This window comes from uncultured Gemmiger sp. (assembly GCF_934561205.1).
In the GTDB taxonomy this organism is placed as follows: Bacteria; Bacillota; Clostridia; order Oscillospirales; family Ruminococcaceae; genus Gemmiger.
Window position 1 is genome coordinate 15,261 of sequence record NZ_CAKTFU010000007.1, and the last position, 11,489, is coordinate 26,749.

Below are 11,489 nucleotides of genomic sequence, written 5' to 3' on the forward strand. Positions count from 1 at the left end.
ATGGTATATCGCATTTATGTTGAGAAAAAGCCCGGCTTTGACGGCGAGGCGAAGGATCTTTGCCGCGAGCTGAAGGAGCTGCTGGGCATCACCCGTTTGCAGAACCTGCGTCTGGTGAACCGCTACGATGTCGAGGGCATCGACGAAGCCCTGTTTGAAAAGGCGATCCCCACCGTTTTCAGCGAGCCGCCCGTCGACGTGACCTACGACGCCCTGCCCGCCGCACAGTACGTCTTTGCCGTGGAGTACCTGCCCGGCCAGTTTGACCAGCGTGCCGACTCTGCCAGCCAGTGCATCCAGCTGCTGAGCCAGGGCGAGCGCCCCGACGTGCGCAGCGCCCGCGTCTATTTGCTGGACGGCGATCTGACCGACGAGGACATCGCCGCCATCAAGAAGTATGTCATCAACCCCGTGGAGGCCCGCGAGGCCGATTTGGCCGAACGCACTACCCTGAAGATGGACTTTGCCGTTCCCACCGAGGTGGAGACGCTGGACGGCTTTACCGCACTGGACGATGCCGCGCTGGAAACCTTCCGCAACGAGAAGGGCCTGGCGATGGACCATGCCGACATCGTGTTCTGCCAGCAGTATTTCCGCAGCGAACACCGCGACCCCACCATCACCGAGATTCGCCTGATTGATACCTACTGGTCTGACCACTGCCGCCACACCACCTTCGGCACCATTCTGGACAATGTGCAGATCGACGATGAGATGGTGCAGGCTGCCTTTGACCGCTACATGGCTCTGCGCGCCGAAACCGGCCGCGACAAGAAGAACCGCACCCTGATGGACTGCGCCACCATCGCCGCCAAGGCGCTGAAGGAGCGCGGCGTGCTGAAAAATCTGGACGAGAGCGAGGAGATCAACGCCTGCACCGTCAAGATCCAGTGCAATGTGGACGGCGAGCTGCAGGATTGGCTGTTCCTGTTCAAGAACGAAACCCACAACCACCCCACCGAGATCGAGCCGTTCGGCGGTGCCGCCACCTGCATCGGCGGTGCCATCCGCGACCCGCTGTCCGGACGCAGCTATGTGTATCAGGCGATGCGCGTCACCGGCGCTGCCGACCCGCTGAAACCGGTTTCCGAAACGATGCCCGGCAAGCTGCCCCAGCGCAAGCTGGTGACCACCGCCGCCGCCGGCTACTCCAGCTACGGCAACCAGATCGGCCTTGCCACCGGGCAGGTCGCCGAGCTGTACCACCCCGGCTATGCCGCCAAGCGCATGGAGATCGGCGCTGTGGTCGGCGCCACCCCCGCCAGCCATGTCCGCCGCGAGGAACCCGCCCCCGGCGATGTGGTCATCCTGCTGGGCGGCCGTACCGGCCGTGACGGCATCGGCGGTGCCACCGGTTCCTCCAAGGCGCACAAGCTGACCAGCCTGGAAACCTGCGGCGCCGAGGTGCAGAAGGGCAACGCCCCCATTGAGCGCAAGCTGCAGCGCCTGTTCCGCCGTGAGGATGCCTGCCGTTTAATCAAGCGCTGCAACGACTTTGGTGCGGGCGGTGTTTCGGTTGCCATCGGTGAGCTGGCGGATGGTTTGAACATCGACCTGAACAAGGTCACCAAAAAGTACGAAGGTCTGGACGGCACCGAGCTGGCCATCTCCGAGAGCCAGGAGCGCATGGCCGTTGCCGTTGCCGCCGAGGATGCCCCCGCCTTTATGCAGTACGCTGCCGAGGAAAATTTGGAGGCGACCATCGTTGCCACCGTTACCGAGGAAAAGCGTATGCGCGAATACTGGAACGGCAAGGCAATTGTCGATCTGTCCCGCGAGTTTTTGAACTCCAACGGTGCCGAGCGCCACGCCGATGTGCATATCCTGCCCGGTCATGTCTGGCAGCCCCAGTTTGCCGGCAGCAATTTTGCGGAAAAGCTGGAAAGCCTCGTCACCGATCTGAACGTCTGCAGCCAGAAAGGTCTGGGCGAGCGCTTTGACTCCACCATCGGCGCGGCCACCGTGCTGATGCCCTACGGCGGCAAGTACCAGCTGACCCCCTCCATGGCCATGGTCGCCAAGCTGCCCGTGGACGGCGAAACCACCACCTGCTCCGGCATGGCGTGGGGCTTCAACCCCTACCTGACCGAGGCCGACCCCTACCGCGGCGCCTACCTGGCCGTAGTGGAGAGCATCACCAAGCTGGTGTGCGCCGGTTTCCGCCACAAGGATATGTACCTGACCTTCCAGGAGTACTTTGAGCATCTGGGCGACGCCCCCGAGCGCTGGGGCAAGCCTATGGCCGCCCTGCTGGGTGCGCTGGATGCCCAGATGGGTCTGGGCATTGCGTCCATCGGCGGCAAGGACAGTATGTCCGGCAGCTTTGAGGGGCTGGACGTTCCCCCGACGCTGGTCAGCTTTGCCACCGCCATCGGCGACACCCGCAATGTGCAAAGCCCCGAATTTAAGAAATCCAACAGCGCGGTCGTGCTGCTGCGCCCCAACTACAAGAACGGTCTGCCCGAAATCGGCAGCCAGATCGCCGTGTACAAGGCGGTAGAGCAGATGATTGCCGAGGGCAAGGTACTGTCCGCCGCCACCCCCGGCTACGGCGGCATTGCCGAGGCGCTGTTCAAGATGTGCGTGGGCAACCATGTAGGCTTGCAGCTGTCCAACGACATTGACCCCGATACCCTGTTCAAGCCCGCCTACGGCTCGGTCATTCTGGAATTGCTGGACCCCTCTGCCGGTGAGTTCCTCGGCTTTACCACCGTGGATTACACGATGGAGGTCGGCGGCAAGTTCATTGACCTGGCCCGCCTGCAGGACAAGTGGGAAGGCAAGCTGGAGCCGGTATTCCCCTACCGCCGCGCCGGCGAGCAGGTGACCGCGCTGGAGTTTGACTGCCCCGCCAACAAGCGCAAGGCACCTGCCGTGCGCCTGGCCACCCCGCGCGTGGTCATTCCCGTGTTCCCGGGCACCAACTGCGAATATGACACTGCCCGCGCGTTCCGCCGTGCCGGCGGCGACCCGCACATTCTGGTTCTGAAAAACCTGACCCCTGCCGATGTTGCCGAAAGCTGCGAGGCGCTGGTTCGGGAATTGGACGAGGCACAGATTTTGATGCTGCCGGGCGGCTTCTCCGGCGGCGACGAGCCGGACGGCTCCGCCAAGTTTATTGCGGCGTTCTTCCGCGCCCCTGCGGTGGCCGATGCCGTCAACCGTCTGCTGAACCAGCGCGACGGTCTGGCACTGGGCATCTGCAACGGTTTCCAGGCGCTGATCAAGCTGGGTCTTGTGCCTTACGGCGAGATCCGCCCCATCACCAAGGACGACCCGACGCTGACCTTTAATACCATCCACCGCCACCAGAGTATGCTGGTGCGCACCCGCATCGCCAGCAACAAGAGCCCCTGGTTGAGCGAGTGCAGCGTCAACGACGAGCACCTGATCGCCATCAGCCACGGCGAGGGCCGCTTTGTCTGCGAGGAAAAGCTGCTGAACCAGCTGATTGCCAACGGTCAGGTTGCCACCCAGTATGTTGACCTTGCCTGCCAGCCCACGATGGATATGAGCTGCAACCCCAACGGCTCCGTGCTGGCCATTGAAGGCATCACCAGCCCCGACGGACGTGTGTTCGGCAAGATGGGTCACAGCGAGCGCAGCGGCGATCTGCTGTACAAGAACGTTACCGGCGACAAGTACCAGCCCCTGTTTGAAGGCGGCGTGAACTATTTTAAGCTGTAAGCTGAAAATAGAGTTAAGAGTTGAGATAAGGTCTGCGCGCGGCGCGCGCAGATTTCTGAAAAACGCTCTTTTCTGATTCCGCATTGTATGGTATACTTGCTAACAGGTAAACGATACCCAAACACCCTTGCAGAGTTGCGCCCCCCTACCCCAAACTCTGACAAAACCTCGGAGGTTCTATCATGTCTGAGCATAACCGTTATATTTCCCCCTTCTCCACCCGCTATTCCTCGGACGAGATGCAGTACATCTTCTCAGAGGATAACAAGTTCCGCACCTGGCGCAGACTGTGGATCGCGCTGGCTAAGGCGGAGCAGAAGCAGGGTCTTGCCATCACCGATGCCCAAATTGCCGAGCTGGAAGCCCACAAGGACGACATCAACTATGCCGATGCCATCGCCCGCGAAAAGCTGGTGCGCCATGACGTCATGAGCCACGTCTACGCCTACGGTCTGCAATGCCCCACCGCCAAGGGTATCATCCACTTGGGCGCTACCAGCTGCTATGTAGGCGACAACACTGATGTTATCATTATGCGTCAGGGCTTGCAGCTGGTGCGCAAAAAGCTCATCGGTGTGCTGGCCAACCTGGCCGCGTTTGCCGACCAATACAAGGATATGCCCTGCCTGGCCTACACCCACTGCCAGCCCGCCCAGCTTACCACCGTGGGCAAGCGCGCCACGCTGTGGATGAACGAGTTCTTCATGGATTTGGAGGAGATCGACCACCAGATCGATCGGCTGGCGCTGCGCGGTGTCAAGGGTACCACCGGCACCCAGGCCAGCTTTGTGGAGCTGTTCAACGGCGATTCTGCCAAGATCAAGGCGGTTGAGGCCGATGTCTGCGCCCAGATGGGCTTTGCCAAGGTCGTGCCTGTGTGCGGCCAGACCTACAGCCGCAAGGTGGACTACAACGTGCTGTCCGCTGTGGCGGGGCTGGCGCAGTCCGCCATGAAGATGGCCACCGACATCCGCCTGCTGGCCAACTTCAAGGAGATGGAGGAGCCGTTTGAGAAAAACCAGATCGGTTCCTCCGCCATGCCCTACAAGCGCAACCCCATGCGCTGCGAGCGCATCTGCGCCCTGAGCCGCTACCTGATGGTCGATGTGCTGAACCCCGCCATGACCAGCGGCACCCAGTGGTTTGAGCGCACGCTGGATGACTCTGCCAACAAGCGCATTGCCATGGCAGAGGGTTTCCTGGCCGCCGACGCCATTTTGAACATTCTGCTGAACGTTTCCGACGGTCTGGTCGTCTACCCCAAGGTCGTGCGCGCCCGCGTCATGGCAGAGCTGCCCTTTATGGCCAGCGAAAACATTATGATGAAGGCCGTCAAAAAGGGCGGCGACCGTCAGGAGCTGCATGAGCGTCTGCGCGGGCACGCCGTGGCTGCCGCTGCGGTTGTCAAGCAGGAGGGTCTGCCCAACGATATGATCGCCCGCGTCGAAGCCGACCCCGCCTTTGGCCTGACCCGTGAGGAGATCGAGGCCGAGCTTAGCCCCGAAGCCTTTACCGGCCGCAGCGCCGAGCAGGTCACCGAGTTCCTGCACGATGTTATCCGCCCCGTGCTGGACGCCAACCAAGAGGACTTGGGTCAGCACGTTGAGCTGAACGTCTGATTTTTCCGTAAACGAATCGCCCCGCCGCAAATTTGCGGCGGGGCGATTTTTTGTAAACAATGCTTTACGGCGCGGTGCCGGGGTCAAAATAGGCTTTGATGCTGCCGTCCGATTCTGTCATGCTGACATCCAGCGTGCCGCGGTCGGCGGGCAGCAGCCCCTCGTCAGGGTCGGTCAATGCCACGGCGGCCAGGCGCAGCTTGTATTCCATATTGGTATCGTTGCCCAAAATGACCCGCACACGGTCCTGGTACACGACGCTGATGCGGCTTAAATCGGCAATATCCACGGCGGTGATGCCGTCAAACAGGTCTTTTTCGTGCAGCTCGGTCAGCAGGGTTTGCAGCACCTCGGGCGCGGGGGTTTGCAGGTAGACGACCTCCGGCGCGGCGGTGGCCGTCGGCGTGGGCGTGGGTTCGGCGGTATCCCCGCTTGCGGCGGCTTGTTCGGGCGCATCCAGCAGCGAATTGTAGCTGGCAGGTTCAACGTAGGTGCCCACCTGCGGGTCAAAGGTATCGTCCAGCGTCATCGAAAGTGAGAGCATCCCGTCGGGACGGCTGTCGGCCAGGCGCAGAATTTTCAGCCTGTCACTCAAAATCGCCCAGCCGCCGTCATAGGGCACGGCAAAACGCTCGGTGGCAGGTTCCACCTTGACGACCACAGTGCCCGGCAGCTGGATATCCACCTGCACACGGTCGAGGTACGGCAGCGCAAGAGAAAGCTCCTGCGTCTTGGCGGCGGTGGAAAAGCCGAACAGGTTGCTGTCCTGCTCGATTTGCAGGGCGTTCAGGATATCCTCCCCCGAATAGATGCCTGTGTCGGCGGGGGTGGTGCGGTCAAAATTTTCGATGCGGAACGCCGTGACCTTGAACAGCAAATTGACCGACAGCAGCACGGCGGCGGCCAGCACCGCCAGCACGGCCAGCACACCCAGCATACGGCGGCGACGGCGGCGGCGCAGCTGCTCGGCCTGGGTGACGCGGCGCTGCTTTTTTGGTGCGCCGGGTCGGTAGCCGGGCTTTTGCGGGTTCAGCTGGTTTTGCGGGCGCGGCGGAGTCTGCTGCGGGCGGGACGGCGCTTGTTGGGGGCGCGGCGGGGTTCGGGCGGGGCGCGGTGCGCTTTGCGCGGCACGGCGCGGCGGCGAGGTCGCTTTTTGCAGCCCCACGCGGCTGCCCAGGCTGCGTTTTTTGTTGGCGGAGCCGTTGTTTCGGCGGTCATTCCCCATATTGCGGCTCCTCCTTTTGGATTTATTGCATCAGTTCCAGTAATTTTTCGGTAATCAGTTCCAGACTGCGGGGGTTGCCCACGGCCTTGGCATTTTGCCCCATGGCGGCCAGCTTGCCGGGTTCGGCCAGCAGCTTTTGCACAGTGTCCGCCAGCAGCTGCCCGGTGAGGTTTTTCTCCTCAATGACGATGGCGGCGCCGGCATTTTGCAGCTCCAGCGCGTTATAATACTGGTGATTTTCTGCCACGTTGGGGCTGGGGATCAAAATGGACGCCCGCCCCACAGCCTCCAGCTCGGCCAAGGTCAGCGCACCCGAGCGCGCAATGACCAAATCGGCAGCCGCCAGCATCTGGGGCATATTGTTGATGTAGGGCATGACCTGCAGGTTTTCACCGGGGGCAAAGCCCTTTTCTTTTTGCAGGCGCTCAAACAGTGCCACGCCGCGCTTGCCTGTGGCGTGCAGGTGCAGCACATCGGCGTGGGTGTCGGCCTCCCACTTGCAGAGGTCGGCCACCACCTCGTTGACGCGGTCGGCACCCAAGCTGCCGCCAAAGCTGACAATGACGGTGCGCTGCCCCGCATTCAGATTGCGGCGGGCGGTCTCGCGGTCGGCAGACAGGATTTCAGGCCGCACGGGGTTGCCCACGACCAGCGTTTTTTCGGGCGCGCCGAGCTTTTCCACCGCGTCGGCGCTGGCGGCAAAGATGATGTCCACGTCCTTCGCCAGCAGCTTGTTGGTCACGCCGGGGAAGGCGTTCTGCTCGTCAATGGCGGTCTTGATGCCGCGCCTGGCGGCGGCGCGCACGATCGGCCCGCTGACATAGCCGCCGCAGCCGATGACCAAATCCGGCGATACTTCGTTGAGGATTTTTTGTGTGCGCGGGCCGGACAGTGCCAGATGCCACAGTGCCACCACATTGCGCACGATGTTTTCGGGCGTGATGCGGCGCTGAAAGCCGTTGATCTCAATGTGGTGGAAGGGATACCCCGCCTTGGTGACAAGGCCGTACTCCATCCCCTCTCTGCGCCCGGCAAAGTGAATTTCCGCCGTGGGGTCGGCGGCTTTCAGCGCACCGGCAATGGCCAGCGCCGGGTTGATGTGTCCGGCGGTGCCGCCGGCGGCAATCAAAACACGCATAGTTACACCTCGTTAAGCTTGATGTCCGGCGGCAGGCTTGCGGTAGACGCGGCGCTGCCCCAGCACCTTTTCGGTTTCGGCGCGCTCCTGCTTGCGGCGCGCGGCCTCGCGGGCGTTGCCGGCCCGCGATATACTGAGCAGGACGCCCATTTCACCCAACAGTATCAGCAAACTGGTGCCGCCGTAGGAAAAGAACGGCAGACCGATGCCGGTGTTGGGCAAAAGCGCCGTGTTGACGCCGATATGCCAGAATACCTGCCACGCGATCTGCGAGATAATGCCGATGCCCAACAGCGTGCCGAAATAATCCGGCGAGCGCAGCGCAATAAAAATGCCCTGCAAGATCAAGGCCGCAAACAGCAGAATGACCGCCACGGCGCCGATATAGCCCAGTTCCTCGCAGACGATGGCATAGATAAAGTCGTTTTCGGCGTAGGGCAGCCACTGGTGCTTTTGCACGCTGTTGCCGATGCCCACGCCGAACAGCCGCCCGCTGGCAATGGCGTAAATGCCCTGCCGCGTCTGGTAGCCCATACCGGCGGTGCTCGAGGGGGTCAGGCCGAAGGCTGCGCCCAGACGCACCGACTCGTAGCCCTTTTTGGTTTGGGTCAGGTAGTACAGATACGCCGCCGCCGCGCAGCCCGCCGTCGGTATGGCCATCGGCCACCAGCGCATACCCGTGCCCGAACAAAAGATGACGGTGCCCAAAATCAGCAGCATCAGCGCCATGCCGGAGCTGTGCTTTTGGAAGAACATAAGCACCAGAATGGGCAAAATGGGCAAAACCGGCTGAACCAGGCCATAGTAAAAGGTGGTGTTTTTATCGCGGTTGCGGTCGATGATATCCGCCGCGCACAGCATGACCGAGAATTTGGCCAGCTCCGACGGCTGAATGGAAATACCAAACACATACGCCCAGCGGTAGGTGCCGTTGGTGTCGTCCTTGGTGAAAAACGCGGCGATGATCATCAGAATTATGGTCACGATATACAGCGCCGTTTTGCCGTAGCGCAGGGCGCGGTAGTTGATGCGCGAAATGCCCAGCATGGCGACAAAGCCCACCACGGCGATCATAAACTGGGGACCGATATAGTGGTAGATATCCTTGTATTTGCTGTTGTATCCGCTGGAATAGCTGGCCGAAAACAGCATGACCAGCCCAAACACCAGCGTGACCGCCAGCGTGGCGACAAAGCCCCAGGAGACCGGCCCGCGGTCCTTTTTGGGCAGAGAAATTTGCAGCAGCATACGCAGGATGTTGCCCACCGTGCGGTCTGCCAGCAGACAGAGCATCTGCCACAGCAGGGCGAGGGCGCTTTGGTTTTGCGGTTCCATGGCTTGTCAGCTCCTTTCAGGGGGAATGTACGCGGTTACGCCGCGTCAGACGATGCAGATGTACAGAAGGCCCAGCGCCGCGCCGATGGCACCGATCAGGGCAAAAAAGCCGTCGATCTTGACTTCGTTCCAGCCGCGCAGTTCAAAGGCGTGGTGGATGGGCGTCATGCGGAAAATGCGCTTGCCGTGGGTGGCCTTGAAGTAGGCACGCTGGATCACCACGGTCATGGCGTCCCAGATGTAAACGATGCCGAAAAACAGCACCAGCTCGGGGCGGTCCATCACAAAGGCCAGCGCCGTGACCAACCCGCCGAAGAACATACTGCCGGTATCGCCCATAAAGACCTTGGCGGGGTAGAAATTCCAGACCAGAAAGCCCACGCAGGCCCCGGCGGCGGCTGCCGCCAGCAGCGAAACATGGATAAAGCCCAGCAGGCTGCCCGCCAGCAGGTAGCCGATCATCGACACAAAGGTCACGCCCGTGCAAAGACCGTCCAACCCGTCGGTCAGGTTGACGGCATTGACCAAAAAGATAATGCCAAAAAACGCGATGGGATAGTACAAAATGCCCAGATTCACCGCGCCCGCCACGGGAAACATGACCGTGGTGGACATCAGCCCCAGGGCGCGCAGCCCCAGCATGAACACACCTGTGACGACGACCTGCATAATGATTTTCTGCACAGGCGTAAGACCCAGGTTGCGGTGCTTGGCGACCTTGATAAAGTCATCCAAAAAGCCGATCAATCCGCTGCCCAGCGCCAAGAACAGCACCAGCAAAATGGCGTGCAGATGGCTTGCGCTGAACACACCGGCCTCCTTGCGGGCAAAGCCCAGCCATGCCGCGCCGACTGCGACCAGAATGCCAAAGATAAAGCACAGCCCGCCCATGGTGGGGGTGCCGTTTTTCTTGCTGTGCCAGGTGGGGCCTTCCTCTCGGATGGTCTGCCCGAAGTGCAGCTTGTGCAGGGCGGGTATCAAAAAGTAGCCGGTAACGGCGGTGACGAGAAAGCCGAACAAGGCGGCGGTCGCCAGCATCAGGGAAACTGTCTGTTCCACTAGGGATTCCTCCAAATTCACAAAGCGCGGGGCACCTTGCCCGCCCCTGTGTTATTTTTGGGCATCGGCATAGAAACGCTGCAAAAGCGTTTCCAGCCCCATGGCGTGGCTGGCCTTGGCCAGCAGCGCGTCACCGGGGTGCACAGATTGCCGTAAACATTGTAGCACTTCCTGCTCGGTTTGGCAATGCACGGTTGTTACACCCTTTGCCTTGGCGGCCTCGGCCATGGCGGCGCTGTGGGGGCCGTAGGCAATCAGTAAATCGACGCCTGCCTCCCCTGCCCAGACACCCGCATCGCGGTGGCCCTGCTCGCTGGCAGAGCCAAGCTCCAGCATATCGCCCAGCAGGGCAATTTTGCGGGGGTTGGGCAGTTCGCCCAACACCGAGAGGGCAGCCTTCATGCTGTCGGGGCTGGCGTTGTAGCAGTCCTCAATGACGGTGATGCCGTTCTTTTCGACAATATTCTGGCGCATACCCGTGGTCTGGTAACGGCTGAGTGCGGCGGCGCACTTGGCAGCGTCCAGCCCCAGGCGGGTGGCGGCGGTGTAGGCGGCCAGCGCATCGTACACGGTGTGCCGCCCCACGGTGGGGATGCTCACAGCAAAGCGGCCGTGTTCGGCGTCCGCCAGCGTAAAGCGGGTGCCGCCCGCCACGGTGGTGATATCCAGTGCGCGGACATCGGCTTCGGGCGCGTCGATGCCGAACCAGACGGCGCGCAGCCGCGGCGGCACGTTGGCGGTGGGCAGCAGGTCGTCGTCGGCGTTCAGCACCAGCGGCGCGCCGTCGGGCAGCCCTGCGCAGATCTCCATCTTCGCTTTCAGTATATTCTCCCGCGTGCCGAGATTTTCCAGATGGGACACGCCGATCAGCGTAATAATGGCGGCAGAGGGGCGGGCACAGCGGGTCAGGCGCTCAATCTCACCCGCATGGTCCATGCCCATTTCCACCACAGCGTACTCGGTGTCGGCGGTCAGGCGGAACAGCGTGTTGGGCACGCCGATGTCGTTGTTCTGGTTGCCCTCGGTCTTTAAGGTGTTGCCGAAGGCCGACAGCACTGCGTAGCAAAACTCCTTGGTGGTGGTCTTGCCCACGCTGCCGGTGACGCCGATCATACGCGGGCTGAACAGCATACGGTAGTTGGACGCCATGCGCACCATGGCCAGGGCGCTGTCCTGCACAAGGACGGTGCGGTTTTCGGGCACACCGGGCACGGGGTGGTTGGCGATGATATACGCCGCGCCGTTTTGGTAGGCGGCGGCGGCAAAGTCGTGGCCGTCCACTCGCTCGCCCGCAAAGCAGACAAAGACACAGCCCGGCTGCACCTTGCGGCTGTCGGTAACAACGGCGGTAACGGGCACAGGCTCGGCCAGCGTCAGCCCCGCCAGCAATTCATTGGCATGGATGGTTTGCATGATTTGTTGCCTC

The 11,489-nt window shown here is 61.8% G+C and carries 7 protein-coding genes; 2 read left to right on the forward strand and 5 right to left on the reverse strand.

Going from position 1 to position 11,489, the window contains the following annotated elements; genetic code table 11:
* Both Q0I19_RS06060 and purB read left to right on the forward strand, forming a co-directional pair.
* Entirely contained in the window at nt 1-3,687 is a 3,687-nt protein-coding gene (locus Q0I19_RS06060) for a phosphoribosylformylglycinamidine synthase (RefSeq protein WP_294758256.1), read from the forward strand.
* A 182-nt stretch (nt 3,688-3,869) separates the two neighbouring features.
* Nucleotides 3,870-5,306: an adenylosuccinate lyase gene (gene purB, locus Q0I19_RS06065; protein WP_294758260.1), complete on the forward strand. Its 1,437-nt coding sequence runs from the start codon at nt 3,870-3,872 to the stop codon at nt 5,304-5,306.
* 64 nt (nt 5,307-5,370) lie between these two features.
* On the opposite strand, the gene Q0I19_RS06070 is transcribed toward purB, so the two are convergent.
* The 5 genes from Q0I19_RS06070 to murF are packed head-to-tail and all read right to left on the reverse strand — an operon-like array spanning nt 5,371 to nt 11,476.
* Nucleotides 5,371-6,531 carry an FtsQ-type POTRA domain-containing protein gene (locus tag Q0I19_RS06070; protein WP_294758262.1) on the reverse strand — a complete coding sequence of 387 codons (1,161 nt, stop codon included), beginning with the start codon at nt 6,529-6,531 and terminating at the stop codon, nt 5,371-5,373.
* Nucleotides 6,532-6,553: 22 nt separating this feature from the next.
* Nucleotides 6,554-7,669 carry an undecaprenyldiphospho-muramoylpentapeptide beta-N-acetylglucosaminyltransferase gene (murG, locus tag Q0I19_RS06075; RefSeq protein ID WP_294758263.1) on the reverse strand — a complete coding sequence of 372 codons (1,116 nt, stop codon included), beginning with the start codon at nt 7,667-7,669 and terminating at the stop codon, nt 6,554-6,556.
* 12 nt (nt 7,670-7,681) lie between these two features.
* Nucleotides 7,682-9,004 carry an FtsW/RodA/SpoVE family cell cycle protein gene (locus tag Q0I19_RS06080; protein ID WP_294758265.1) on the reverse strand — a complete coding sequence of 441 codons (1,323 nt, stop codon included), beginning with the start codon at nt 9,002-9,004 and terminating at the stop codon, nt 7,682-7,684.
* Between the two features lie 45 nt (nt 9,005-9,049).
* Nucleotides 9,050-10,063 (reverse strand): phospho-N-acetylmuramoyl-pentapeptide-transferase, encoded by a 1,014-nt coding sequence (gene mraY / locus Q0I19_RS06085; protein WP_294758267.1) that lies wholly within the window; start codon nt 10,061-10,063, stop codon nt 9,050-9,052.
* Between the two features lie 51 nt (nt 10,064-10,114).
* Nucleotides 10,115-11,476: a UDP-N-acetylmuramoyl-tripeptide--D-alanyl-D-alanine ligase gene (murF, locus tag Q0I19_RS06090; protein ID WP_294758269.1), complete on the reverse strand. Its 1,362-nt coding sequence runs from the start codon at nt 11,474-11,476 to the stop codon at nt 10,115-10,117.
* Nucleotides 11,477-11,489 lie beyond the last annotated feature (13 nt).

Excerpts from the sequence above, each read along its gene's own strand:
- purB (WP_294758260.1), top strand. The coding sequence starts at position 3,870 with ATGTCTGAGCATAACCGTTATATTTCCCCCTTCTCCACCCGCTATTCC.
- Q0I19_RS06070 (WP_294758262.1), bottom strand. The coding sequence starts at position 6,531 with ATGGGGAATGACCGCCGAAACAACGGCTCCGCCAACAAAAAACGCAGC.
- Q0I19_RS06080 (WP_294758265.1), bottom strand. The coding sequence starts at position 9,004 with ATGGAACCGCAAAACCAAAGCGCCCTCGCCCTGCTGTGGCAGATGCTC.
- murG (WP_294758263.1), bottom strand. The coding sequence starts at position 7,669 with ATGCGTGTTTTGATTGCCGCCGGCGGCACCGCCGGACACATCAACCCG.
- Q0I19_RS06060 (WP_294758256.1), top strand. The coding sequence starts at position 1 with ATGGTATATCGCATTTATGTTGAGAAAAAGCCCGGCTTTGACGGCGAG.
- murF (WP_294758269.1), bottom strand. The coding sequence starts at position 11,476 with ATGCAAACCATCCATGCCAATGAATTGCTGGCGGGGCTGACGCTGGCC.